Origin of the sequence: Bifidobacterium moraviense (assembly GCF_012932365.1) — a bacterium.
Lineage (GTDB): Bacteria > Actinomycetota > Actinomycetes > Actinomycetales > Bifidobacteriaceae > Bifidobacterium > Bifidobacterium moraviense.
Genome location: NZ_JAAIIH010000001.1, coordinates 720,208 through 747,039, shown reverse-complemented (window position 1 = coordinate 747,039; position 26,832 = coordinate 720,208). Strand labels below are relative to the sequence as shown.

At 64.6% G+C, this 26,832-nt stretch carries 18 protein-coding genes and 1 tRNA gene; 14 read left to right on the top strand and 5 right to left on the bottom strand.

What is annotated here, in order from left to right:
* Window positions 1-87 precede the first annotated feature (87 nt).
* From G1C96_RS03265 to G1C96_RS03230, 8 genes are all read left to right on the top strand, one after another.
* Entirely contained in the window at window positions 88-852 is a 765-nt protein-coding gene (locus G1C96_RS03265; RefSeq protein ID WP_169275177.1) for an SDR family NAD(P)-dependent oxidoreductase, read from the top strand.
* A 483-nt stretch (window positions 853-1,335) separates the two neighbouring features.
* Window positions 1,336-4,926, top strand: coding sequence for an MSCRAMM family protein (locus G1C96_RS03260; RefSeq protein WP_169275176.1), 3,591 nt, complete (start codon window positions 1,336-1,338; stop codon window positions 4,924-4,926).
* Between the two features lie 224 nt (window positions 4,927-5,150).
* On the top strand, window positions 5,151-6,521 hold the full coding sequence (locus G1C96_RS03255; RefSeq protein WP_169275175.1) for a SpaA isopeptide-forming pilin-related protein: 1,371 nt from the start codon (window positions 5,151-5,153) through the stop codon (window positions 6,519-6,521).
* Window positions 6,522-6,603: 82 nt separating this feature from the next.
* Window positions 6,604-7,359 carry a hypothetical protein gene (locus tag G1C96_RS03250; RefSeq protein WP_169275174.1) on the top strand — a complete coding sequence of 252 codons (756 nt, stop codon included), beginning with the start codon at window positions 6,604-6,606 and terminating at the stop codon, window positions 7,357-7,359.
* Between the two features lie 60 nt (window positions 7,360-7,419).
* A complete protein-coding gene (locus tag G1C96_RS03245) occupies window positions 7,420-7,956 on the top strand; it encodes a hypothetical protein (protein ID WP_169275173.1) in 537 nt (178 codons plus the stop codon).
* Window positions 7,957-8,132: 176 nt separating this feature from the next.
* On the top strand, window positions 8,133-8,843 hold the full coding sequence (locus G1C96_RS03240) for a hypothetical protein (RefSeq protein WP_169275172.1): 711 nt from the start codon (window positions 8,133-8,135) through the stop codon (window positions 8,841-8,843).
* A gap of 867 nt (window positions 8,844-9,710) precedes the next feature.
* Window positions 9,711-9,965 carry a type II toxin-antitoxin system RelB/DinJ family antitoxin gene (locus G1C96_RS03235; RefSeq protein ID WP_169275171.1) on the top strand — a complete coding sequence of 85 codons (255 nt, stop codon included), beginning with the start codon at window positions 9,711-9,713 and terminating at the stop codon, window positions 9,963-9,965.
* A gap of 3 nt (window positions 9,966-9,968) precedes the next feature.
* Window positions 9,969-10,235: a Txe/YoeB family addiction module toxin gene (locus G1C96_RS03230; protein ID WP_169275170.1), complete on the top strand. Its 267-nt coding sequence runs from the start codon at window positions 9,969-9,971 to the stop codon at window positions 10,233-10,235.
* A gap of 239 nt (window positions 10,236-10,474) precedes the next feature.
* Here G1C96_RS03230 and G1C96_RS03225 read toward each other — a convergent pair whose 3' ends face one another.
* The 3 genes from G1C96_RS03225 to G1C96_RS03215 all read right to left on the bottom strand — a co-directional run bounded on the left by G1C96_RS03225 (window position 10,475) and on the right by G1C96_RS03215 (window position 13,954).
* Window positions 10,475-11,173 carry a hypothetical protein gene (locus G1C96_RS03225; protein WP_169275169.1) on the bottom strand — a complete coding sequence of 233 codons (699 nt, stop codon included), beginning with the start codon at window positions 11,171-11,173 and terminating at the stop codon, window positions 10,475-10,477.
* Window positions 11,174-11,448: 275 nt separating this feature from the next.
* Window positions 11,449-11,525, bottom strand: a tRNA-Arg gene (locus G1C96_RS03220).
* Window positions 11,526-11,659: 134 nt separating this feature from the next.
* Entirely contained in the window at window positions 11,660-13,954 is a 2,295-nt protein-coding gene (locus tag G1C96_RS03215; RefSeq protein ID WP_169275168.1) for a 1-deoxy-D-xylulose-5-phosphate synthase, read from the bottom strand.
* A 227-nt stretch (window positions 13,955-14,181) separates the two neighbouring features.
* Here G1C96_RS03215 and G1C96_RS03210 point away from each other — a divergent pair, with 227 nt between their 5' ends.
* The 6 genes from G1C96_RS03210 to G1C96_RS03185 all read left to right on the top strand — a co-directional run bounded on the left by G1C96_RS03210 (window position 14,182) and on the right by G1C96_RS03185 (window position 22,340).
* The gene (locus tag G1C96_RS03210; RefSeq protein ID WP_169275167.1) at window positions 14,182-15,174 is read left to right on the top strand and encodes a zinc-binding dehydrogenase; all 993 of its coding nucleotides are present in this window, start codon (window positions 14,182-14,184) and stop codon (window positions 15,172-15,174) included.
* Between the two features lie 631 nt (window positions 15,175-15,805).
* The gene (purE, locus tag G1C96_RS03205) at window positions 15,806-16,306 is read left to right on the top strand and encodes a 5-(carboxyamino)imidazole ribonucleotide mutase (protein WP_169275166.1); all 501 of its coding nucleotides are present in this window, start codon (window positions 15,806-15,808) and stop codon (window positions 16,304-16,306) included.
* On the top strand, window positions 16,290-17,471 hold the full coding sequence (purK, locus tag G1C96_RS03200) for a 5-(carboxyamino)imidazole ribonucleotide synthase (protein ID WP_169275165.1): 1,182 nt from the start codon (window positions 16,290-16,292) through the stop codon (window positions 17,469-17,471). The genes purE and purK overlap by 17 nt, the downstream gene beginning before the upstream one ends.
* A 7-nt stretch (window positions 17,472-17,478) precedes the next feature.
* The gene (locus G1C96_RS03195; RefSeq protein WP_169275164.1) at window positions 17,479-17,913 is read left to right on the top strand and encodes a Fur family transcriptional regulator; all 435 of its coding nucleotides are present in this window, start codon (window positions 17,479-17,481) and stop codon (window positions 17,911-17,913) included.
* A 535-nt stretch (window positions 17,914-18,448) separates the two neighbouring features.
* A complete protein-coding gene (locus tag G1C96_RS03190) occupies window positions 18,449-19,390 on the top strand; it encodes a metal ABC transporter solute-binding protein, Zn/Mn family (protein WP_240945058.1) in 942 nt (313 codons plus the stop codon).
* Window positions 19,391-19,481: 91 nt separating this feature from the next.
* Window positions 19,482-22,340 (top strand): glycoside hydrolase family 2 TIM barrel-domain containing protein, encoded by a 2,859-nt coding sequence (locus tag G1C96_RS03185; protein WP_169275163.1) that lies wholly within the window; start codon window positions 19,482-19,484, stop codon window positions 22,338-22,340.
* Between the two features lie 260 nt (window positions 22,341-22,600).
* On the opposite strand, the gene G1C96_RS03180 is transcribed toward G1C96_RS03185, so the two are convergent.
* Window positions 22,601-24,292 carry an amino acid ABC transporter ATP-binding/permease protein gene (locus G1C96_RS03180; RefSeq protein ID WP_169275162.1) on the bottom strand — a complete coding sequence of 564 codons (1,692 nt, stop codon included), beginning with the start codon at window positions 24,290-24,292 and terminating at the stop codon, window positions 22,601-22,603.
* A complete protein-coding gene (locus tag G1C96_RS03175) occupies window positions 24,289-26,154 on the bottom strand; it encodes an ATP-binding cassette domain-containing protein (protein WP_169275161.1) in 1,866 nt (621 codons plus the stop codon). The genes G1C96_RS03180 and G1C96_RS03175 overlap by 4 nt, the downstream gene beginning before the upstream one ends.
* Between the last annotated feature and the right edge of the window lie 678 nt (window positions 26,155-26,832).

Genomic DNA, 26,832 nt, shown 5'->3' with positions numbered 1-26,832 from the left:
GGCGCGCCCGGGCCTCGCCGACCGGGGCGTGTCCGCGCATCCGCATCGCAACCCGCATCGGAACCCGTCTGAAAGGAAACCCAACCCATGTTCGATACGCTTTCCCAGTACTCCCTCGCCGGCCGCACCGCCATCGTGACCGGCGGCTCCACCGGCCTCGGCCTCGCCATCACGCGCTGCCTCGTGGGCGCGGGGGCGCACGTGGCCGTGATCTCCTACGACGAGGAATCGCGCGCCGCGCTGGACGAGTTCGGCGACGCCGCCTCGTTCTACCGCTTCGACATCACGGACACGGACCGCACGCCGGAGGTGACGGAGCGCATCATCGCCGAGCGCGGCCCGGTGACGATCCTGGTGAACAACGCCGGCAACCACTGCAAGAAGCCCATCGAGGAGATGAGCGTGGAGGAGTACGTGGGCGTGCTCAACGTGCATCTGGTGGGCGCGTTCGCGCTGACGAAGGCGCTGTTCGCGCACATGAAGGCCAACGGCGGCGGTTCGGTGATCTTCCAGGCGTCCATGACCAGCTACATCGGCCAGCCCGCCGTGGCCGGGTACGCCACCGCCAAGGCCGGGTATCTGGGGCTCGTGCACACGCTCGCCACCGAGGGCGGTCCGAGCGGCGTGCGCGTGAACGCCATCGCGCCCGGGTGGATCGACACCCCGATGTTCCACAAGGCGACCGACAACGATGCGCCGCGCCTGAACAAGATCCTGGGCCGCATCCCCATGAACCATGTGGGCGACCCGATGGACATCGGCATGGCCGCCGCGTTCCTGTGCTCGGACGCCGCGCGGTACATTACCGGCGTGTGCCTGCCGGTGGACGGCGGCGCGCTGATCGGGTTCTAGCGGGGCGTTCGTTCTTGCGCGGATTGGGCGGAAGTGACTCCGGAGAGGCTGATTTCAGGCTTTCCGAGGTCGCTTCCGCCCAATCGGTGCGGTTTGTGCGTTCGGGCGGAAACGTTTGCGATGCGGCACGGTTGGGCGTCGGTTCCGTTCTCCCGCTTGGGGTGAGGGCGGATGGCGATTGTGGGCGGAATGTGACGCAGGGAACAGTCGAACCCGTTCGATACGGGGTGCTGCGAGGTATGATGGACCGAGCGCGCGGCGGTGCGGCGTGTCGTGGTGGTTTGGCGACACGCTGATCGAACGCGTTCGGCGGGCGGGTGCCCGTAAAACGATTAACATGTGGGATGAAACGTTGCAGAGTGGCTTCCGTTCCGGAGCGGAGGCCTGAGAGGTGTTGCCGACGATGAGCGATCTGACCATGAAGCATCGGGGGGGGTATCCCTTTCTAGGATCCTGACCCGCTGGACCGCAGCAGGCGTGGCGATGGCCGCCGCGCTCACCCTGGCGGTCGGCTCCATCGGCGTCACGTATGCCGCGGGGGACGGCAATACGGGGGATGCTGCGACGCCGGATACCCCGACTCCTGCACCGGTGGCGACCGGATGTGATGCGGTTGTTGATTGGGCTACGCTGAGGGACTGCGTGGAGAAGGGCTCAAGCGTGATGCTGGCCGGCCTGATCGTGGCCGACGGCGATGACGACGTCTCCGGCGAGACGATCACGGTGAAAAGCGGTTCCAACATCGTCATCGGTGTCAAGGACGGTGCGGGCGATAACGCGGCAGGCATCGTCGGAACGAAAAATGGCGACACTGCCGTGCGGATGCGCACAGCTTCGGTATTCACCGTGCCGGGAAGCGCGACATTGACGATTACCGGAGGCACTTACAAGGATCTGAGTGCCGACAAACAGCCGAACGGTACGGATGCCGTTGACGGCACGCTGGTTTATGTGAACGGTTCCGGCAAGTTGCACATCACGGGCGGTACGTTTAGCGGAAACTCCACGCAGTCAGGCAGCGGTGGTGTGCTGAGGGGTGATGGACAATCGACTATCACGTTCGGCAGCACGAATGGCGGCAACGATTCGCCGAAGTTCAAGGACAACACCGCGATCAACGGCGGAGTGATGTACTCTCGCGGTACTGTCGATGTACTTAGTGGCACATTCGACCATAACATCGCAGTTGGCTCGGGGAGCGCGTCTCAAGGCGGCGGAGCGTTGCACGTCAAATATGGATCGCTACTGACAGTTCGTGGGGGACTGTTCAAGAACAATCTCATGACCGGCTCTGGTGGTAGCAACGGTGGCGGAGCGATTTATGCCTTCGATGCAACCGTCCGTGTCTACGGGGGCACGTTCCAAGGGAACGGGCAGGATCCGGCACCCGGGCAGCAGTGCAGAGACAACAACAGCGGTAAGTGTTGGACCTCGGCTTCCGGAGGCGGCGCCATCTACTCGTCGAAAAGCGCTCTGACGGTACAGGGGAATGTCGTATTCGAAGGCAACTATGCCAAGGCGCGTGGATTCAACTCCGGTGGCGGTGCAATCTGGGCTCAGAAGGAACTGTGGATCCGTAATTCCGCCGTCGGCGCAGGCAAGCCGCGGTTCGAGGGCAATTGGGCCTCGATCACGCAGCCTACTGCTGAGACTTCGAACAGCGAGGTGCCAACGATGCTGACGGGTCCCGCTTCGGAGATTGTTGCAGGCGGTGCAGGTGGAGCTGTGTTCCTGAACAACGCGAGTAGTGACAATATGAGCACTAAATCGGTGGCGTACATCACAGGCGGTGAATATATCAATAATGCCTCTGGATATCTGGGTGGTGGTATCTATACCGAAGAGCACACGACGACCTATGTGGGCAAGGCCGTGGCCTTTGATAACACTGCGGGGCATTTTGGCGGTGGCCTGTGGTTCTGTCCATCTGGAGAATCGTCCGCCTCAAAGGGCGGCAATATCGCATTGTTTGAGAATAGCGTCAAGGATTCGTTAGATGCCAATAATCTGAATGATTCGACCCCGGGTACTTCGGACACGATGGCTGGCGATGATCTTGCGATCATGAGCCCGTGGTACAAGAGCCCGTGGGGCATTAGGAACAATACATTCCAGCTCATGGACACGTGGTTCACTGGCCGTTCAGAGAAGACCGTAGATTGGTATTGGGATGGTACGCCGGCCAAGGAGGCTAGTGGCTATAACGATAAGTATCTTGGCGGCAGTCGTGAGGTGTCTGTGCCTGTTCTCACGCAGGCAGGAAGTGATGAGACGAAGTACACGCCGAGATATGAGAATCCCACTGTGTCGGCTGCGAATCGGATCGATATCGATGAGACATCGCATGCGATGATGGTGTGCTCGTACTACACTAGTGGTAGAAATGGTGGTAAGGGTTATGATGCGACAGGAATAGATACTACTGCAGGTTGCAACCAGTATTCAAGCAGTAGTTATGGCAATCAGGGTGTTGCGTTTAAGGCTGTGGTTACGGATAGTGCGGCTATCGGCAAGGCAAAGAACACTGCGCAGATTACCATTTCTGGCAACGGTGCGCGCTTGTCCGGTGGTGGATTTGGCTCTGATGGCCGTGTCATTTTCGATTCTCCGTATTCGATGGAATGGCAGAAGGTTGACGCCGATACCGGTCAGTCGGTGACCACGGCCTCCACATGGACTTTGAGTACCGCCAATAGCAAACTCGACGAGCGAAGCGACGGAGAAGAGAAGTCTCCGTACATGGCATTGGACTTGCGTCCGTCCGAGTGTATCGATCAGCAGGACGCAAAGAACTGCTGGAACAAGCAAATCTCGGGTGATGATGTCACATGGTCGGTGGATATCAGAGATAATGACAAGGATAGGGATAACGACATTCCGACTGACGGTAGCGGCAACGAAATCTTCGGGTCGATCAGCATTGACAACCTTGCACCGGGTACATACACTCTAAAGGAAAAGACCGCACCTACCGGATATGAGCTCAATACCACTGAGTATACTTTCACCATTAAACCAGTGGGTGAAGATGGTAAGCCGCCGACAATGCCGACGCTTTCTCCTACTGCCAATACCGTTGGGAACGATGGGCGCACTATTGGTGACAAGAAGCTCGAAGGCACGCTGGCTTGGTCGAAAACCGGCGTGGGGGGCAATCTGATCTCCGGGGCGACATGGAGTCTCAGCGGTCCTAGTGGATTCACTTCGCTTGAAGTGAAGGATTACTGTACTGTTGATGCCGCGTGTGTGACGCAAGATAAGACAGCCGATGCAGACGATGTTGCCGGCAAATTCGCTCTCGACATCAGAGATACGGGGAAGTTCCCCAACGGGACGTACACACTCACGGAAACCGCTGCTCCTGAAGGGTACTGGCTGCCGGTCAACGTTGCGTACACCGTGACGCTCGGTACGAGTGACACCAACAGTCGTACCGTTACATGGGGGAACGGTGTGCAGAATCTCTCGGTGGCGAACACTCCCGCGCAGGTGTCGTGGACCAAGGTGGAGTCGGGAGGTACTACACCTATCGGCGGTGCTGAGTGGACGTTGACTCAGGTTGGAAGCATCGACTCACGCAACACCATTACGCCGATCGACAAGCAGAAGCAGAAATCTTGGGCTGTCAAGGATTGCGGCATCGATGATTCCGATATCGGCTGCACTGGCAGTGATGTCGATCCTCTCCAATGGGCCGATTCCAACACCTCGAAGGGAGAGTTCCAGCTTACTGGTTTGGCTCCTGGCGAGTACACACTGACGGAGAAGAAGGCTCCTAGCGGATATGTCATGAGTGACAAGACCTATGGCTTTGTCATTCCTTACACCGAGCCGGATTCGGTAAAGATCTGCACGGTCAACGATCAGTTCAGCACCAAGGGTTGTGATTTGAGTGCCGGATACGTCGCCGACAACGCCATTCCGAATGCGAAGGCGATCGCGGTGCTGCCGTTGACGGGCGGGCTGGGCACCGGGTGGGGCCGGCTGCTGTTGGGCGGCGGGTTCGCGGTGGCCGCGGCGCTGGCGGCTGCGGTGACGTACGAGTGGCGTCGCAGGAAGGCGTTCGATGTGTGACGTCGGGTCGTCGCCCGCGGGTCGGATCTCGCCGGAAAGGCGGTCCGGCCCGCGGGGTTGGCGACGCATCAAGGATTTTGCGGATCGCGGGCTGAACGGCCCGGTGGATGCCTAGGCGTTCACGGGCGACGGGCGAGACGGCAGTCGAACCTGGGAAGTCTTCCCTCCGCGGTCGCGCAGGCGACATCAAGGAAACAGAAGGAACACAAGAAAGGATTCATCTCATGAGGATGAAGAAACTATTCGCCGGCCTCGCCGCCGCCGCGACGCTGCTCAGCGGCCTCGCCCTCGGCGCCGCGCCCGCCAGTGCAATCGATAACACGCCGAGTCTTAGTGGCGCATTGCTTGGCATCTATTCTGCGGAAAATGACAAGAATCAGTTCATCATCAACGACAATCCAACTACGCCGCGCGAATTCAAGTATGTGAAGGTTGCTGACTACAAGACGGATACAACCGGTAATCAAACCATAAACAGCAATACATTCCTTATTGTCAATTCAGATACCGGAGTGACTGCTGATGCTGTTCGTACGGCACTGAATGCCGCATTCTCGAATAAGGGAGTTGTAGTTCCGACATCCGGCGATCCAATGACTTGGGTGGGGCAGCTTGATGCAACATCATTTGGTAAGGCCGATTGGAAGGCGTTTAATACAAGCCTGCTTGCTGATGCTTCGGTTCAAACTTGGTTGGGAAACAACAATTCCAATGTTACTCCCACTTTGAATACCACCGGTGACAATGTGTCCTTGGAGTTCAATATGGCAGATAAAGGTGGCGTAGGTCTGTATATTCTTGTTGATCAGAGCGGTGACTATACGGTCGGTGCCACTGGGGAGAATTGTCAGTGGAAGTACGGAAAGATCGATCCAATTCTGATTGGTACCCATCTTGATATGACAACGAACGGTGAAGGCTCCATCGTGATCAAGGGGCTGTCCACTGTCGCGTCCGGCGTGGCCATTCAGAAGCAGACTAAGCAGCCTGACAATTGTACCTCGGGTACGGACATTGAGTTCCAGAAGACTGACTCGAATGGTATCGGTCTGGGCGGTGCTAAGTTCAGGATGTACAAGCAGGGAACCAGTCCTGTGGAATATCTTACCTTCCAGTTTGCTGACGGAAAGTACTCTCACCTAGCCACTACCACAGAGGCCAATGCAGATACTGCCGTCTTGACCTCTTCCGGTACTGATGGAGTTTCTGCTAATGGCAATGGCTCTGTGAAGCTGTCTGGTCTGCCTCTCGGCGAGTATGTTATTGAGGAGATTGCTGCTCCTAGTGGTTACATTGGTGGTATTGGCTCTATGTCGATTCTGCCGAAGTTCAAGCTGACTGTCTCCAATGATAGAACTAGTACTACTGTGACCTACAAGTTCGAGAAGATTGATGGTGGGGATTCTCAGGGTCTTGTCACCATTCCTAATGGTGGTCAGACAGCTACGGTTGTGAATGTGAAGTCCATTACTGAGCTGCCGAAGACCGGTGCTGCCGGTACGGCCATCTTCACGGTGATCGCCGTGCTGATCGCCGGCGCCGCCGTGACGGTCTACCTCAAGTCCCGCGCCACCAAGCGTCAGCTCATGGCGTGAACTGACGTCATTATGTGAATGGGCTTCGGTCGCATCAGGGTTCGATGTGGCCGAAGCTCATTTTCTTAGGGAAGAAACCTCAATGACGGATCTTTACTTGTTGTATGTGCAGAAGAAGTCAGCGTCCCAAGGCGGTTTTCGGCATCAGTTGTCCAGTTATGCCAGCAGCAAGTACGGCGATAATTTAGGTTATGTCCCACCGCAGCAAGGATCTCAAGCTAATCCGAAGTCAAATCCTGAGGCATTGCCGATGCTTTGGCGTCTGCTTGAATTGTATTTCTTGAAGAACTTAAGCTGTGGTAAAGTGTTGGTTTTGGCAGTTGCGTCTGGTTTTCTGGGAAAGACTCTAAAAGCCTTAATTAAGGTGAATAACCAAATTGCATCTCCGGTATTCATCGATAAGGTTGTTGTGTTCAATGCGATGCGTGATGCGAATACTAATCGCCAGGACTATGTGAAGTATCTGCATACAACTCAACAATCAGCTGAGCCAATTAATGGGTCGATCTCAAATATGACGAATTATGATCATAAGAAAATGCTGTTCCTATATGAGAGTGATGCCAATTTCCTTGGGCCATATGACAAGCAACATCTTCTCTCAGGTAATGTCTGCGCAATAGCTCTTGGATCCAGCAACGCCAGCATGAGCACGTATTTCACGATGAATCATGATGAGTCGGATGTGATTCTGTTCACGGATCCGAAGCTTGCCACCTCGTTGCAGCGCTTGATCGATCCGCCGATGAACGGAGTCGTTCTCGCCAAGTCCATGGCACCGGTCAAGGACGACTATCTGCAACAGATCTTCGAGGAGACCGTCAAGTCCTTGGCCTGACAGGTCCTGTACAAGAAACGCATTTTCGGAAGTATCCAGATATCTGGAGGAGGTGAGCCAATGACCAGACGATCGTTCACGGAGACGGAGCGGGCGTATCTGCTGAGTCTGCCGGCGGTGGCCAGCGTGGGGGAGTCGCGGATCACGTATGCGGACGGGTTCGTGCGCGAGAGCCTCACGCGCTATCTGGCGGGGGAGAGTCCGGTCGGGCTGTTCCGCGAGGCGGGGCTGCCTCCGGAGCTGGTGGGACACAAGCGCATCGATCGCGCGTTCGCCCGCTGGAAAGCCGACCGCCTCACCATCCTCGGCCTCGCCGCACCACAGAATACCGCATCCCCGTCCGCCGCCGCATCGGACGCCAGTGCCTCCCCATCGTCGGACGCCTCCGCGTCGTCGCCCTCCGCCCCGCGCGACTCCCGCAACGTCCACGGCTCGCACGGCGTTCGTGACTCGCACGACATCCGCGACCTCATGATCGTGCAGCAGGCGCACTACATCGCCCACCTCGAACGCCGCATCGCCGAACTCGAACGCGAACGCGCCGTCGAACGGACTCGCGCGCAGCAGGAAAGGCCCTCGGTCCCGTCGGCGAGCTGACGCCGGAACCCGCGAATCCTCCAAGCACCTTGCGCATTCGCCCGGCGGTCCGCCTCACCCGTCGCCAACACGCCTGTTTACCTTCCCCGGTCGCATCGGTGGGAACATGGGCGACAGCCGATCGTCACGGACACGGGACGCGGCGGGAGAGCGGACGGAAGACCGGGAGGTACGGGATGAGGACGGTACGGAAGATCACGGCATCGGTGGCGGGCATGTGCATGCTGCTCGGGCTCGCGGCATGCGGCGGCACGAACGGCGCCACGGCAGGAGACGGACAGTCGGCATCGTCGTCCGCCACCTCATCCGCGGGCACGACCACGGCGTCGGGCACGGCGGCGCCGGACGAGCTGGACGGCAACACGCTGGACGAGCCCCTCAAGTGGGACAAGAACGGCGACCTCGCCAAGAAACTCAACTGCCTGACGCGCGACGACTTCGCCGAGAAATACCGAAGCTACGTGGAAGGTCTGACGGGACTATACGCCGACATCAGGTGCGCGGTCGTCATGGACGGCGACTCCGCCACCATCCCCGTCCTCGAACCAGGCAACGGAGACCTCTACTACTACGGCACGGAAACCATCACCGTCACCAGCCTGTCCGCCTCCGCCATCTCCTTCGACGCGGACGCCACGAAATTCAAGGAGATGAAGAACATGGCGCATCCGGACTCGATGGTGGTGCCGAGCACCAAGATCGTCGCCGTCGCCTTCAAGAAGAACCTGACCGTCTCCGAGCAGCACGACTTCACGTACGAGACCGACGGCGCCAAGGTCAAGGCCGGCGAGAAGACGAGCGCCACCCTCCAGCTCATGCCGCAGTACACCGACATGGTGGCGCTGCGCGTCAACACGTACGTGTGGTTGGTCAAGGTGCTGAACTGAGGCGCGTGCGCGTTGCGCGGTGTGTGGTGTGTGTCCGTGCGCGATGTGCGCTTTCGTGCGCGGCGCGGTTCGGCTGTGCGCCGCGCGGCTTGACTGCGCGCAGGGCATGTTGCGCTATATGACGTTCCGTTCCGTGTGGCCGTGCATGGTTCGCGACGAGCGATGCGGGCAGTTATGACCGCTGCGGGCCTGGATGGGCACACTCAGAAGCAGGGACCCAACTTCTGAGTGTCCGTTTCGGGAAGACCGGGGCGAATCTGCTTTCCGTCGATCTCAAGAACGGCGGAATTCCGCGGTTTTCCTGTGGCTCGTCGCGGACGCTTCGGCGTCTCTTCCCGAGGTGGACACTCAGAAGTCGGGTCCCTTGTTCTGAGTGTCCGTCTCGTCCGGTCGTCGGTGCGTGGATAGGGGTCTTGACGGGGTTTCGACGGGGTCTCGACGGGACCTGCGATCGCAGATTGGGCATTTCTGACCATGCGCTTGATGCATCGAAGATGCAGATTTGGCAGAAGTGACCCCGGAGCGCGCTGTAGGACGCTCCCCGGGGTCACTTCTGCCAAATCTGCGTCGCGGCAGGTGAAACGGATGGTCAGTTCTGCCAAATCTACGGAATGCATATAGCACAGTGGTGTGCGGAGGTGTGAGGTGGCATGTGAACAGGTCTGCAGTGGTCCGATGCGGTCCGTTCGTTCCATCCAATCCGCGCTATGCATCGGGGTAGTTGCCGAGGAGGAGATGTTGCTTGTTGCCTTGCTGGGATTCTCGTCGTCCTATGCTGTTTGGGGATTCGTCACTTGTTGTATATGAATTGTGTGCCATAATAATATTGTTTGAATGGTGTTTCGATATTGAATGGTAGGTGAGATCATGGCTACTGCGGTGGTGAACGTTCGCTTGGACGAGCAGACCAAGAAGGACATGACGGCGCTGTGCGATGAGCTTGGACTGAGCATGAGCACCGCGTTCAACATCTTCGCGAAGACGATGGTGCGCGAGCGTCGCATCCCGTTCAGCGTGACCGCCGATCCGTTCTACTCCGCGGAGAACATGCGGCATCTGGAACGTTCGGCGGCGCAGATGGACGCCGGGATGGGCAAGCCTCACGAACTGATCGAGGACTAACGAATGCTCAAGGTATGGACCGACGAGGCGTGGGACGACTATCTGCGCTGGCAGTCCACGGATCGGAAGTTGCTCAAACGCGTCAATCTGCTGATTCGCGACATCGAGCGCAACGGCATGGGTCTTCCCGAGCCGCTGCGGGGTAATCTTTCCGGATACTGGTCTCGCAGGATCGACTCCGCCAACCGGATCGTCTACCGCATTCGGGGCGTCGGCGACGAGCGACGGCTGGAGATCATCTCCTGCCGCACCCATTACGGCGACCGCTGACGGACCGACCGCCCATCTCTCACCGGACTCGGACACAGATTTGGCGGATCTGACCATGCGTTCGGCGTCCGAAAATGCAGATTTGGCAGAAGTGACCCCGGGGAGCGTCCCACAACGCTCCCCGGGGTCACTTCTGCCAAATCTGCGGTGCGGCAGGCAAATCGGATGGTCGGTTTTGCCCAATCTGCGGCACATGGGCGGAGATCTGGAATGGTCTCGATCTTTGGGCGGTCGGGACGCTACTTCAGGATCTGGATAGCGTCGAACGCATCGAACTTGTAGATGACGTATCCTGACTCGTCAGTCAGCTGCGTGTCCTTGAACGAGCTGACGTAAGTCTTCGACTGGTTGGGCATCGGCATGCTGTCGTCATCGTCATCGGGATCGGCACTCCTTCCGGAGGAGGTGCCCTGCTCCGCGTCCTCGTCGAAGAACGCGGTCATCTCGGGGAACTGACCGAACGGCGAACGATCGGTATCGTAGGTGGTGCCGTCGGATGCCTCGGCCTCCTGCTTGGTGGAGATGATGAGAGTCTGCGCCCATTCGCCGTTCGCCTCGTTGTTCGATGACGCAGGTTTGAACGTGTGCGCGACCTTGACGGTCTCCTCGCCCACCCACTTGTCCTTGTGGTCGTACAGCGGGAATGTGAGCGGTTCGCCGTCCTTGAGCAGCACGGCGCACCTGTTTGAGTCCATGTTCTTCACGCGCGTTGCGGCCCTGCTGTTGCCAAGGCTGTCGGCATCCGCGGCGGTGATGCAGTTGCTCTTCATCCAATCTTCGATGGAACCCTTGGCCGCGTCGCCGGCGGAATTGCTGACGTTGCCGGTTCCGGACGCCGCAGCGTTGTTCGACTGGCTCGTCTGACTTCCGCAGGCCGCAACTCCGGCAAGCAGCAGCACGCCGGCGACCGCCGCGGCCGTCTTTTTCCTGATTCCCATGATTTCTCCTCACTGATCGGCCGCCTTCATTCGAGCGGCTGTGGATTGCGTCTGACGGCCAGACGTAGTCTCTCCGCGTCTTTCGGCCGCATCGTATGCAACGTACTCAGCTCACGATAGTTCGGGGGGGGGGAATTGCTCGTCGCTGCAGGGGGTCAGTGCGGATGTGCTGCGGCATCCGACGCTCTGCCGCTATGGGTGATGGGAATGATGGGGCTTCCGCGACGACGAAGCCCCTCGGGACCGCGGGATTCCAACGGTTCCGAGGGGCTTTCTGGTGACCCCGGCCGGGCTCGAACCGGCGACCCTGAGATTAGAAGTCACATGCTCTATCCAGCTGAGCTACGGGGCCAAACCTTGCCTAGTCTAGCGAGCCGGCGGGACGGGCGGAGACGTGCGGGTCGTGCGAATCCTGCAGGTCGTGCGACTCCCGCGGGTCATGCGCGAGTGTGCGGCTCTTGCAGGTCATGCGTGATCATGCCGGGGTCACGCACGATCACGCGGATCCTGTGCGAGCACGCGCCGAGCCTTCTCGATCCGCGCGACGATCGCGTCGCAGGTCAGACCGTAGCGTTCCTCCAGCGCGGCGAGCGGGACGCGATCGGTAAACTCCTTGGCGGCGCCCACGTTGAGGACGATCGGAGCGCGGCCGATGCGTCCGGCGTGACCCGCATCGTCGGCGTGATCCGCGTCGTCAATGCGGCCCGTGTCGGCATCATCGCAATCGTCCCCGTCCCGATGGTTGGCGTAGTACGCGGTGACCTTCTCGCCCCAGCCGCCCTCCAGCTGGCCGTCCTCCAGCGTGACGACGATGCGGTGCGTCGCGCACAGCGACTCCAGCGCGGCCACGTCCAGCGACGAGCACTGACGCGGATCCACGAGCGTGGCGTCGAGACGATCGGCCACGCGACGGCCCAGCGGCAGCGTGTTGCCGAGCGCGAGGATCGCCACGTTGCCGCCGTCCCGATCGGCGTCGGCAAGACGCACGACGGACCAGGTGAGCGGAGCGGTGGTCGGCAGCGGGACCGTCTGAACCCCGGATGTTCCGGACGTCCCGGATGCGGATGCCTCAGAATCCTCGGACGCTCCAGACTCCTTGGCCTCCGAGGATGTCACGCCCGCGGTCCCCGTCTCGTGCATCGCCGCGATGCGCCGCCCGTATGCCGCGCCCGCCTCGAGATCCGGCCCGTCCCCGGCCGAGCCCGCCGCACGCTCGGCCTCAAGGATGCGCTCGCCGGGCATGCGGATCACCACCGGACCGTCCGGGCAACCGGGCGCGCCCGCGGGCATGGTGGCCCACGCCAGATCGTCGAGCATCGCCGCGCCGGACGTGGGGCACAGCATCGTCACGCCGGGGATGTTCGCGAACATCGGCACGTCGTACGCCCCCGAATGCGTGTTGTCCGAACCGGACAGGCCGCCCAGGAAGTCGAGGATCGTCACGCGCGTGCGATTGAGGCTCATCTCCTGGAAGAACTGGTCGTAGGCGCGCTGGAAGAACGACGCCGTGGTGGCCACCACGGGCATGCCGCCCGCCTTGGCGAGCCCGGCCGCATACGCCACCGCGTGCGACTCGGTGATGCCGGTGTCCACGTAGTGCGCACCGGCGCGCTCGCGGAAGTCGTGCGTGATGCCGTTGGATCCGGGCGTGGCGGGCACCACCACGGTGAGTCCCGGTTCGGCGGCGAAGCGCGGTTCGAGCGACGCCATGGCGAGCTTGCCGTAGTACTTGCGCGGATCGTCCGGACGGCCCAGCGCCGCGTCCGGGGTCTGCCAGTGGGACGCCTCGCACTGGCCGGCGTGGGGTGCCGCGTCGGTGAGCGTGCAGTGGTCGGAGTGCCACGGCTCGGCGTGGTCGATGTTGTGGGCGGTGTGATCGTGCGCGGCGTGATCGCGCGCGTCGCGATCGGTGCCCTGCGCGCCGACGCCGTGCGCGTCGCCGTCCTGCGCGGGCTCCGGGAAGCCGAGCCCCTTCATCGTGTGCACGTGCACCACCACGGGATGATCGATGTCCTTCACCGCGCGCAGCGCCTCCACGAGCGCGTTCACGTCGTTGCCGCGCCCCACGTAGCGGTAGTCGAAGCCGAACGCCTCGAACAGGTTGGGCTGCGCGGTGCCGTCCGACGCGCGCAGCCGCGCCAGCGTGGCGTACATGCCGCCGAAGTCGCCGGCGATGGACATCTCGTTGTCGTTCACCACCACGATGAGGTTGCCGCCCTGCTCGGCGGCGTTGTTGAGGCCCTCGAACGCCACGCCGGAGCTGAGCGAGCCGTCGCCGATCACCGCCACCACGTTGCCGATGCCGCTTGCGCCGCCGGCAACGCTTGCTCCGCCTGCAACGCTTGCTCCGCCCGCAACGCTTGCGCCGCCCGCCATGTCGCGCGCCTTGGCGAGCCCGCACGCCAGCGAGATCGACGTGCCGGTGTGGCCCAGCACGAACTGGTCGTGCGCGGACTCGTCCGGGTTCGTGAAGCCCGTCACCTCGCCGAAGCGCGCGGGATCCGTGAACGCGGCGGCGCGACCGGTGAGCATCTTGTGCACGTAGCTCTGGTGCGAGACGTCGAACACGATGCGGTCGCGCGGCGAATCGAACACCGCGTGCAGCGCCACCGTGAGCTCCACCACGCCCAGATTCGAGCCGATGTGCCCGCCGTGCAGATGCCCGTAGCGCAGCAGCGCGCCGCGGATCTCGCCGCACAGCGCGGCGAGCTGGTCGGGGGACAGTCGCTTGAGGTCGTCGGGGGATCCGATCGTGTCCAGCAATCCCAATCCGACGGCCATATGCGGCTCCTTCCCCTCAGCGTTTCTGACTGCACGTCAGTGTAGGCGAAACCGCGCGCCCCGCGACCGAGCCTCGGCAAGCCGTCCCAAAATCTTCGTATCGCCGCGGGGCGTCCGGTCCGCGTCGTCCGGTCCGCGTCGCACGTCGGGGAATGCGGGGACAATGGGAGCCGCGCACGGACGCGCGCGAAGCATACGAACGTGAAGACGAACGTGAAGGAGCGACGATGAAGGCCGTATACGCAGCAGGGGTGAACCGCGAGGATCCGCTGGCGCAGCTCGAGGTGGGGGAGCTGCCCGCGCCGGAGCCGCGCGCCTACTGGTCCCCGATCGAGGTGCGGGCCGTGACGGTCAACCACCACGACCTGTGGAGCCTCATGGGCGTGGGACTCTCCGCCGAGCAGACGCCGATGATCCTGGGTACCGACGCCGCGGGCGTGCTCGCCGAGGACATCCCCGGCAAACACGGGCTCAGGGCCGGCGCCGAGGTGGTGCCGTACACGTTCATCGGTACCGACGGCGCGGGCGTGGCGCCGGGGGAGCGCAGGTCGATCCTCTCCGAGCGCTACCCGGGCACGATGGCCGAGCGCGTGGCAGTGCCGAGCGCCAACGTGTTCCCCAAGCCGGCGAATCTGGACTTCGGCGAGGCCGCGGCGCTCGGCACCAGCTGGCTGACCGCGTACTCGCTGCTGTTCCGCGCGGCGAACGTGCTGCCCGGCGACGCGGTGCTCATCCAGGGCGCGGGCGGCGGCGTGTCCACGGCGGCCATCCAACTGGCGCATGCGGCGGGGCTCGAGGTGTTCGTCACGTCCCGTTCCGAGGCCAAGCGCGAGCGTGCGGTGGCTCTGGGGGCGGATGCGGCGTTCGAGACCGGCGCCCGTCTGCCGCGCAAGGTGGATGCGGTGATCGATTCGGTGGGCGCCGCCACGTGGGGCCATTCGGTGCGGTCCGTGCGCCCCGGCGGCGTGATCGCCACGTGCGGCGCCACGAGCGGCGACCAGCCGGGCGCGGAGCTGACGCGCGTGTTCTTCCAGGACATCCGCGTGCAGGGCGTGACGATGGGCAGCCGCGAGGACTTCGCACGCCTGCTGCGCTTCGTGGAGCACGCCGACCTGCATCCCGCGGTTGATTCGCGCTTCGCGGGGCTCGATGCGGCGCCCGAGGCGTTCGCGCGGCTGGCCGGCGGCGAGGTGTTCGGCAAGGTAGTCGTGGAGCTGTAGCGGGGGCGTGCCGCGTGGCGACGCGGCACGACAATGCGGATGGCCGGATGGACAGATGGCCCGGCACTGTCATTCCTGCCGGTTCCGCCGATCTTGGCGCCGAGTGCGGCGCGTGTGACCGGGAGCATCGTTGTTGCGTCCGTTTTCGTATCGACCAGTACGAAAATGGACGCTGATGGCGTCTGAGCGTCCGTTTTTGTGCCGACCGGTACAGGATCGGACGGTGATGGTGGCTGAGCGTCCGTTTTCGTATCGGATGGTACAGGATCGGACGCTGGACGACCTCGAGCGTCCGCTTTTGTATCGTCTGGTACGGAATCGGACGCTGAGTGGTCACGAGCGTCCATTCTTGTATCGACCAGTACGAAAACGGACGCTGGGCGAGCGTGAGCGTCCGTTTTTGTATCGGCTGGTACAGGATTGGACGCTGGCGGTGGCTGGGCGTCCGCTTTTGTATCGTCTGGTACGGAATCGGACGCGAATGCGGACGGGGGACGGCACCGGCATCCGGTTCGGCCTCGGGACGAGACAACGAACCGCCGGAACCCGCAGCGAGGCGCGTATCGAGCGCTGGGACTACAGTGGTTCTTATTCTCATTAGGTTCTCATCAGTGAGCGGAGGATTGCCGTTATGGCCGAAGACAACAAGCCCGAAGTCGCCGTGATCATGGGGTCGGCGAGCGACTGGGAGACGATGAAGCGCGCGTGCGACGTACTGGATCAGTTCGGCGTCGCCTACCACAAGCAGGTGATCTCCGCGCACCGCACGCCGGAGCTCATGGGCGAATTCGCCCACGCGGCGCGCGGCAACGGCTTCAAGGTCATCATCGCCGGAGCCGGCGGCGCGGCCCACCTGCCCGGCATGGTGGCGGCGCAGACCACGCTGCCCGTGATCGGCGTGCCGGTGCGCTCCCATGCGCTCTCCGGATGGGATTCGCTGCTGTCCATCGTGCAGATGCCCGGCGGCATCCCGGTCGCCACCACCGCCGTGGGCAACTCCGGCGCCACCAACGCCGGTCTGCTCGCCGTGCAGATCCTCTCCACCAACGACGAGCGCCTCGCCAAGGCGCTGCAGGACTACCGTGACGAACTCAAGGAGAAGGTGGCCGAGTCCAATGCCCAGCTTGTCTGAGGAAACCAACGGCGCCGTCACCATGCTGCAGCCGGGCGCCACGATCGGCATCATCGGCGGCGGTCAGCTCGGCCGCATGATGGCGCTGTCCGCCAAGTACATGGGATTCCGCATCGGCGTGCTCGATCCGACTCCCGACTGCCCGACCGCGCAGGTGGCTGACTTCCAGGTCGTCGGCGAATACGACGACAAGACCGCCATCCACGATCTGGCCGAGAAGGCCGACGTGCTCACCTACGAGTTCGAGAACGTGGACGCCGAGGCCATCGACGAGGTGCGTCACCTCGTGGCCGCGCCGCAGGGCACGGATCTGCTGCGCGTGACGCAGGACCGCGTCAACGAGAAGACGTTCATCAACGAGCATGGCACGGCTACCGCGCCGTGGCGTGCCGTCAACAACTTCGACGAGCTGGACGCGGCGATCGACGAACTGCACTACCCGTGCGTGCTCAAGACCCGCTCCGGCGGCTACGACGGCCACGGCCAGCACGTGCTGCGCAACGACTCCGATCTGGAGAAGATCCGCGCGCGCGGCGACCGCGGCGGCGGCTTCCCGTCCTCGATCCTCGAAGGGTTCGTAGACTTCGCGTTCGAGGCGTCCATCCTCGTGTCCGGCAACGGCAAGGACTTCGTGACGTTCCCGATCGTGCGCAACGACCACCGCAACAACATCCTGCACATGACGATCGCCCCCGCCGAGGTGAGCCCCGAGATCGAGCGCGAGGCCCACGAGCTGGCGCTGCGCCTCGCCCGTGGCTTCGAACTGGCGGGCACGCTCGCCATCGAGCTGTTCGTCACCAAGGATGACAAGGTCATCGTCAACGAGCTCGCCCCGCGTCCGCACAATTCCGGCCACTACACCATCGAGGCGTGCTCGATCGACCAGTTCGACGCGCACATCCGCGGCATCGCCGGCTGGCCGCTGCCCCAGCCCAGGCTGCTCAGCCCCGCCGTCATGGTCAACGTCCTCGGCCAGCACGTCATGCCCACGCGCGCGCAGATCGCCACGCACCCCGAGTGGAACGTGCACGACTACGGCAAGGCGCAGGTGCGCCACGACCGCAAGATGGGCCACATCACCGTGCTCACCGACGACACCGCGGCCACCGTGGACGCGCTCGAGGCCACCGGCTGCTGGGACGACCTGAAGAAGTACCGCAGGTAGCGGCCCCATGGCGAACGAACGCATGGAACGCCAGACCAGACAGAAGGAGCACATCCGCGAGGCGCTCAAGGAATGCGACGAGTTCATCTCCGCGCAGGAGCTGCACCGCAAGCTCGAGGACGCCGGACAGCGCATCGGGCTCGCCACCGTGTACCGGCAGCTCAACGCGCTCGCCGACTCGGGCGCGGCGGACACGATCCGTCTGGGCGGGCAGCAGCTGTTCCGCCTGTGCGGCGACGACGTGCACCATCATCATCTGGTGTGCACGCGATGCGGCCACACGGTGGAGATCGAGCCGCCCAGCGAGACGTGGGTGCGCCGGACCGCCTCGAAATACGGGTTCACGGTGTCCAACCACACCGTGGAGGTGTTCGGGCTGTGCCCCGACTGTCAGAAGGCGGAGGAGGGCTCAGCGGGATCGAAGGCCGAATCCGCCGCGTGACTCGGCCTCCCCGCCGTTCCGAGTCGCTTGCTTCCTCGTCAGCTTGGACGGAGGTTGCCGTGGTTGCCTCCTGTCATCCTGGACGGTGTCTGGTGTTTGCCTTCTTGTCGTCCTGAGTGGAGGCGGTTGCGCTTTCCTTCTGTCATCCTGAGCGGAGGCCGTAGGCCGGAGTCGAAGGATCCTTGACGTGCGGTGGTCAGGGGATCCTTCGACTCCGCTGCGCTTCGCTCAGGATGACGGGGGAAGGGCGTTGCGCTCGGGATGGCGGGGGAGAAAAAATGCGCTCCGCTCAGGATGACGGGGGAGGATGCTGCGCTCGGGATGACCGGGGAGGAATGCGCTCCGCTCGGGATGGCGGGACGGCCGCTCGGCTTGCGATTGATGCGCGGGTCGGGCGGCTTTTCGTATTTGCGAAGACCGAAGCACCGCTTTTGCGACACACTAATGATAACCGATATCAATATCATGCTATGGTGGTGTCGCAAGCACAGCAAGGCGGGCGCGGAACGTCCGCCGCAATGGAGAGGAAGCATCCATGTCATCGGGAAACATCATGCGGTTCGTCAGGCGCACCTGCGTGGCGGTCGTGGCCACCGGAATCCTGCTGGTCGCGGGGGCGTGCGGCGCCGCGAACGCGTCGGACGCCGCGAACGCCGCGGGCGCCGCGTCGGGCGCATCGGACGCGGGGAAGATCGAGGCCGTCGCCAGCATCAACCAGTGGGGATCCGTGGCCAAGGACCTCGGCGGCGACCTCGTGGACGTCACCGCCATCATGAGCAACGTCAACGTGGAGGCGCACGACTACGAACCCACCACGCAGGACGTCACGCGATTCGCCGAGGCGCAGGTGGCCGTGGTCAACGGCGCCGACTACGACCCGTGGGCGTCCAAGGCGACAGAAGGCACCAAGGCCACGGTGGTGGATGCCGCCGAGGCCGCGGGGATCAGGGAAGGCGACAATCCGCACGTCTGGTTCTCCGCCAAGGCGCGCGAGGCGACCGCCGACGCCATCACCAAGGCCTACATCGCCGCCGCGCCCTCGCACCAGAGCGAATTCGAGGAACTCAACAAGGCGTGGAAGGACCGCGAGTCGGCGCTGGAGACGAAGATCAGGGACGCCTCCGCCAAGCTCGGGAACCTGCCGTACGCCGCCACCGAATCCGTGGCCAAGTACCTCGCCGACGATCTGGGCATGAAGGACGTCACGCCCACCGGCTACGCGCAGGCCGCCGCCAACGAGAGCGAGCCGACCCCGGCCGACCTCAAGGCGTACACGGGCGCGCTCGCGGCCGGGTCGATCCGCCTGCTGGTGTTCAACACGCAGGAGGCCGATTCCGTCACCGGTCAGATCACCGATGCCGCCAAGGCCGCGAACGTGCCGATCGTGGAGCTGACCGAGCAGATGCCGGCGCAATACGCCGACCTGACCGACTGGATGGACGCGCTCGTGGACCAGTTCGCCGGCGCCGTGCGCTGAGCGGCGTCTGAGTGGGCATCCGAGGGCCGAGTGTCGATCGGATGCCCACGCGAAGGGCCCGCGAACCTTCGCCAGACTACACTGATATGCCATGAAACGCTTCGACTGGAACGAAGGCTGGGAGTTCCGCAGGGTCGCGGACGAGCGGGGCGACCGGGCCGACGGGGCATGGCGGTCGGTGACGCTGCCGCACGACGCGATGGTGCACGAGCGCCGCGATCCGCGCACGCCGAACTCCTACAACACCGGCTACTACCCGGGCGGGGCGTACGAGTACCGGCGGCGGTTCGAGGTTTTCGATGCCACGGTCGGCAATGACTCGAGGAGCGTCGCCGACCCGTGGCTGCTGGAGTTCGAGGGCGTCTATCCGGGGGCGACGGTCGAGGTCAACGGCACGGTCGCGGCCGAGCAGCACTACGGCTACGGCGGGTTCTTCGCGGACGTCGCGCCGCTGCTGCATGCGGGGACGAACGAGATCACGGTGCGCGTGGACAACACGGCCATCCCCAACAGCCGCTGGTATTCCGGCGCCGGCATCTACCGTCCGGTGTGGCTGTGGCGGCGGTGTGCGGGCGTGACGGACGGTGCATCCGACGGTGCATCTGATGGGGCGTCCGACGATGCATCGGGCGGCATCGCATGCCCCGCGGACTGCCCCGTGCTTCGTCCGGCGTCCCGCGCCACAGGTGGCCGTCCGACGGCCCGCCCTGTAACCCGGCCCGTGATTCGCCCCGACGCGGTGCGCATCCGCACGATCGACGTCGCCACGGACGGCACCGCCACGATCGGCGTCGCCGTCGAAGGACTGCCGACCGCCGCCGCGCCCGGCGCCATGCTCGACATCACGGTAACGCCGTGGCGTGCCGACGCGCACGGCCGCGCCGCCGCCCCCATCATCGTCCCGATCACGGCATCCGGCCCCGCCGACCGCGAACTGCGCATCGCCGTGCCGCACGCGCGTCTGTGGTCGCCGGACGCGCCGCACCTGTACGTCGCACGCATCACGCTGCGCGACGCCGCGCCGATCGGAGCGCCGCTGGACACGCACGCGGAACGCTTCGGCATCCGCACGATCGCCTGCGACGCCGCACGCGGATTCACGCTCAACGGACGGCGGATCGTGCTCAACGGCGGCTGCGTGCACCACGACAACGGCATCCTCGCCGCCGCCACGTGGGATCAGGCCGAATTCCGCCGCGCCCGCATCCTCAGGGACGCCGGGTTCAACGCCGTGCGTTCCGCCCACAACCCGCTGTCCAAGGCGTTCCTGGACGCCTGCGACGAGACCGGTCTGCTGGTGATGGACGAGGCGTTCGACATGTGGTGGATGCACAAGACCAGCCACGACTTCGCCGCGCATTTCCGCACCGAATGGGCGCGCGAACTCGGCGCGATGGTGCGCAAGGACCGCAACCACCCGTGCATGGCGCTGTACTCGATCGGCAACGAGATCGCGGACACCAAGTCGCCGCGCGCCGCCGTGCAGGCCCGACGCATGACGCAGACCATCCGCGCGCTCGACGACGCGGTCCCCGTGATCGACTGCGTGAACACCATCTCGCTCATGTTCGCCGCGCGCACCAACGCCGCCCCGGACGAGGCCGATCCCAGGGTGGAGGGTGAGCCGGGACTCAACACCACGCTCGAGCACGCGTCCGGCCCCGCGATGCTCACGCTCATCGACCGGCTCATGCCACTCACGCTGCGCACCGGGATCATGGGCAGGCAGACGCGCCGCGTGTTCGCCGAGACGGACGTGGCCGGACTCAACTACTGCAAGGAAGGGCCCGAGTACTTCCACCGGCGCCACCCGGAGCGCGTGTTCTGCGCGAGCGAGACGTACCCGCAGGACATCATGGCCAACTGGCCGGCGGCGCTGCGGCTGCCGTATCTGATCGGCGACTTCGTGTGGACCGGATGGGACTACATCGGCGAGGCGTCGGTGAGCGCGTGGGCGTACGCAGGCGCGCGCGACGCGGGCGGCTGGCAGCGGCAGTTCGGCGACCGGCTGGGACTCGCTGGCATGCGCACCGCGCCCTACCGCCGCTACCCGGCGCTGCTGGGCGCGAGCGGACTCGTGGACATCACCGGGCGGCCCACCGCGCAGGCGTACTACCGCATGATCGTCACCGGCGCGCGTCGCACGCCGTACGTCACCGTGCGCCCCATGACGCTGCTCTACGGCGGCTCCGTGCGCGGACACAACGTCGTGCAGCGCGCGGTGGACGGCCTGCTCAACACGCTGCGGCTCAGCGGCTACGACCGGCGGCACGGGCTCAACCGGACCATGCGGTTCATCGAGCGTGGGCACGACGGCGTGCACAGCTGGTCGTGGCACGGGTTCGAAGGACGCACCGCGGTGGTGCAGGTGTTCTCCGGCGGGGCACGCGTGCGTCTGGAACTCGACGGCCGGACGGTGGACGAGCAGCCGGTGCGCCGCTGCTGCGCCGAGTTCCTGCTGCCGTACGAGCCGGGGGAGCTGGTCGCCGTGGCGCTGGACCGCGACGGGCGGGAGCTGGGGCGCGACGCGGTCCGATCCGCCGGGGACGACGCGCGACTGGACGTGCGCGTGACGGAACGGCTGGCGTCGCCGTATGGGCGTGACGATGACCGGTTCCGCACGGGGGAGCTGCTCTACGTGGATCTGGCGATCGCCGACGCGCGCGGCGAGGTGCGGTCGGCCGACGATCGCGCGGTGACGGTGACGCTCACCGCGGCGGCGCAGCAGGCGGGCGTGACGCTGGAGGGCGTGGCCAGCGCGAATCCGATCACGCCGGACGAGTTCGCCACCCCGCGATGCACCACGTACTTCGGGCGCGCGCAGGCCGTGTTGCGGGTGCCGTGCGGGACGGCGGCGCTGCCGGCAGACGCGGGGATCACGGTGCGCGCCGACGGACTCGACGCGGTGACCGTTCCGCTGGCAGGCGGGGGTTGTTCCCGGTCATCCTGAGTGGTTTGTTTTCGGTCGGAGTGAGTGGCTTGTCCCCGGTCATCCTGAGCGAAGCGAAGGATCCTTGATGAGCGGTATGCCAAGGATCCTTCGACTCCGCCCTGCGGGCTCCGCTCAGGATGACCGGGGGAGAATGGTCCTGCGATCCGCTCAGGGCGACGGGGGTGTTTTTGGTCATCCTGAGCGAAGCGAAGGATCCTTGATGAGCGGGGAGATCCTTCGACTCCGCCCTGCGGGCTCCGCTCAGGATGACCGGGGAGCTACGCCAGCTTGCCGCGCTCCATGGTGAGCACGCGGCTGGCGTGCGCGAGCACCGCCGGACGATGCGAGACGATCAGGTAGGCGCGACCGTGCTGCTGGTCGATGAGCGCGCGCATCACCTGACCCTCCGTGAGCGCGTCCATGTTGCTGGTCGGCTCGTCGAACAGCATGAACGGCGCGCGGCTCAGGAACGCGCGCGCCACGGCCACGCGCTGCTTCTGCCCGTCGGACAGCTCGGAGCCGTTGCGCTCGAGCATGTGGTCCAGACCGTCCGGGAACTGGTCGATCACCTCGTCCAGGCAGGCGGCGTGCGCGGCGTCCGCGATCTCTTCGCGCGTGGCGTCCGGACGCGCCACGGCGATGTTGCCGGCGAGCGTGTCCGAGAAGATGAACGTGTCCTGGCTCACCAGCGTCTCCGTGGCGCGCAGCGACGGCGTGTTCACGCGGTCGATCGGCTGGTCGGAGACGGTCACCGTGCCGCCGGTCGCGTCGCGGAAGCGCATCAGGATGTCGATGAGCGTGGACTTGCCGGCGCCGTTGTCGCCCTGCACGCCGATCACGTCGCCGGGCGCGATCTCCAGATCCACGCCGCGCAGCACGTTCGTGGAGGTGCCGGGGTAGCGGAAGCACACGTTCGACGCCGTCACTCCGGTGAACTCGCCCAGCTTCACGCCCTCGTCGCCCTCGTGCTCGCGCACGGCCGGCGTCTCGTCCATGAGCGTGAACACGCGGCGCGCCGCGGCGAACGTGGGCTGGATGCCGGAGCCCAGACGCGAGACCGCCACGAGCGGCGGGAAGGAGACCGCGTAGCCGCCGAGCGCCGCCAGCGCGAGCGCCGGATCGGTGATGACGCCGTTGTCCACGAGCAGCCACACGGCGACGGCGAACACCGCGAGGCACGCCAGCACGAGCGTCTCGGTGATGAGCGCGTTCACGCCCGTGACCCTGCGCGTGCGGCGGCGGGCCGACGTCATGGCGCGCGTGTCCGCCTGCAGGCGTTCGCGCGTGTTGGGGCCGGCGCCGAGCGCGATCAGCTCGCGGCGGCCGTCCAGCGCCTCCAGCAGATCGGTGTGCAGACGGCCCTGGCGTTCGCGCTCCTGGAAAGCGGTGCGGAACGTGACGTCCGCGAACGCGAACGGCAGCGCGAGGCCGATGAGCAGATAGGAGACGAACGCGGCGAGCCCCAGCCACGGATCGATGCACGTGAGCACCACGCCGTTGGTCACGCCGCACACCACGGCGATGGCGATGGGGGAGAGCGTGTGCGCGTAGAACAGCTCCAGCAGCTCGATGTCCTCGGTGAGCATCGTCACCAGGTTGCCGCGTCCGCGCTCCTTGAGCTTGGCGGGGGCGAGACGACGCATCGTGTCGAACACCTGCGTGCGGATGTCGCGCAGCAGGCGGAACGCGAGCTCGTGGTTGTTGAACTGTTCGCCGAAAGCGCACGGACCCACCAGCAGCGCGCACACGACCGCCGCCGCGATCCACGCCGCGGCGGGCTCTCCGCGGTACCAGTCCACCGCGCCGACCACGCCCAGCATCACCGCGGCCACGGCGAGCAGATGTCCGAGCGAGCCGCAGACGATGGCCTTGGCCTCCACGCCGGCGAGGGGGCGGATCTGTCGGAACATGCGCGCGATCATCGCGCCGTCCACCTTGGTCTTCGCGTCCATGACGTTCGCCGTGCTCATCGCGCCGCCTCCTCGGTCTCGTTGCGTGCGTCGGTATCGTTCTGCGCGTTCTCGATGCGCTCCTGCTCCTGCCATTCCGCGGCGAACAGGCCGTTGCGCGCCACCAGCGAATAGAAGTCGCCGCGTTCGGCCACGCCGCCGTGGTCCAGGACGATGATCTCGTCCGCGTTGCGGATGCCGGCCAGACGGTGCGTGATGGTGATCACCAGCGCGTTCTGCGCGAGGATGGTCATGAGGTTGGCGAGCGTCTCGTCGTGGTCGCGGTCCACGGCGCTCGTCGCCTCGTCGAAGATGTAGATCGGCGTGTGGCGCAGCAGGCCGCGCGCGATGATGAGCCGCTGCTTCTGGCCACCGGAGAAGTTGCCGCCCTGCGGCGCCACCGGCGCGTCGTAGCCTGCGCGGTCGTCGATCTCGCGGTCCAGGTCCACGCCGCGCAGCACCGTGTCGAACTCCTGCGCGGAGTAGCCGTGCGCCGCCGGATCGAGGTTGTAGCGCAGCGTGCCGCTGAACAGGTGATCGGTGCCCCGGACCACGGTCTCCGCGTCGATGATCTGCGTCTGCGTGAGGTCGCGCAGCTCCACGCCGCCGATCCTCAGGCTGCCGGCGTAGTCGCGGCGCTCGCCGGTGAGCAGGCTCACCAGCGTGCTCTTGCCGGAGCCGGACGGGCCCACCACGGCCACGTGGCCGATCACCGGCAGGTCGAGGTCGATGTCGCTCAGCGCGGTGAAGCCGTTGGGGTAGGTGAAGGTGAGATGCTCGGCCTTGATGCCGTCGTTGATGTTCAGCGTGAGCGGGCGGTCGGCGTCGGTCTGCGCGTCGGCGTTGGCTTCGGCATCGGCGTCCGCGGCGTCGTGCGCGTTCCGGTCGTCGGCCGACGCGATGGCGGCGGCGATGGCCTTGCCCTGCTTCATCGCCACCACGGCCTGATGCGTCAGGTACACGAGCTGGCGTTCAGGCACGAACAGGCGCACGCCGGCCACCAGCACGATCACCGTGACCATGAGCCCCTCCGGACGTCCGGCGCCGGTGAGCGCGGCGGTGACGGCGGCGGCGATCACCGCGAGGTAGATCACCAGATCCGAGGCGATGAGCGAGCGCAGCTGACCGCCCAGCACGGCCATCGTGATGCGGCGGAAGCCTTCGGAATCCTTGTACAGGCGTTCGCTCTCGCGCGCGTCCGCGTCGAAGATCTTCAGCGTGTTCAGGCCGCGCAGCGCCTCCTCGAAGCGCACGCCCACGTGCTCGTACTGCTTGAGCTGCCGGGTCTGCACCGCCACGTCCTTCTTGCGCGAGGCGTTGGCGGCCATCGGCAGCGCGGCCATGCCCACGATGATGATCAGGCCCGCGGCCCAGTTCAGCGGGATCAGCGTGAGCGCGGCCACGAGCATCATGAGCATCGTCTGGACGAAGTTGGGGATGTAGCCGGTGAAGTAGTTGATGATCGCCTTCACGCCCTCCACGGAGAGCATGGCGAGCGACTGGTTGGCCAGCGGCTTCGCCTCGTCGTCGCGCTGCGCGTTGGCGGTCTCGGCGCGGTCGGCGCGGAACATGCCCATGTACATCGCGTCCGCCAGCGCCTTGTTGATGTCGCCGGCCACGGCGGTGGAGATCGCGTTCACGCCGGCGCCCAGCGCGGTGCGCGCCGCGATGAGCAGCAGCATCGCCGCGAACGCCACGCGCACGTCGCCGACCACGGGCAACGTCCATGCGGGGACCGCCAGCCCCAGCAGATCCCCGGCGGTGAGGCACACGACGAACACCATCGCCACCTCGCACAGGGACGCCAGCGCCGCCAGCACGCCCATCCACACCGAACGGCGCATGTCCGCGCCCGGCAAACCCAACAGAACCTTGGAAATCATGCGATACCCGCCTCAAACAACCAGCGATACTCTTCCAGATTCGAAGACTAACAGGGGCGCGAGGCAAGCTCAAGGGTCGGGGACGGCGATTCCGCGCAGGGCGACAGGGCAGGGCGACGCCCGGCCGGACGCGGAACCGCGGGAATTCCGGAGTCCGACCGGGGTTGTTTCCGGTCGGAATGAGTGGGGTTGTTCTCGGGCGCTCTAAGGGGTTGGTCGTTCTCGGTCATCCTGACCAGGTTTGTTCTCAGTCATCCTGACCAGGTTTGTTCTCAGTCATCCTGAGGGGTTGTTTTCGGTCATCCTGAGCGGAGCGAAGGATCCTTGATGAGCGGTATGCCAAGGATCCTTCGACTCCGCCCTGCGGGCTCCGCTCAGGATGACCGAGAGAGCGGTCCTGCGATCCGAGCAGGGCGACAGGGGTTTGTTTCCGGCCAGTATGGGTGGGTTGTTCTCGGGTGCCCTGAGGGGTTGGTTGTTCTCAGCCATCCTGAGTGGTTGTTTTCGGTCATCCTGAGCGGAGCGAAGGATCCTTGATGAGCGGTATGCCAAGGATCCTTCGACTCCGCCCTGCGGGCTCCGCTCAGGATGACGGGGAGGACGACCCTGCGAACTGCTCAGGATGACGGGGAGGACGGCCCTGCGAACTGCTCAGGATGACAGCGGGGCGGCCCTGCG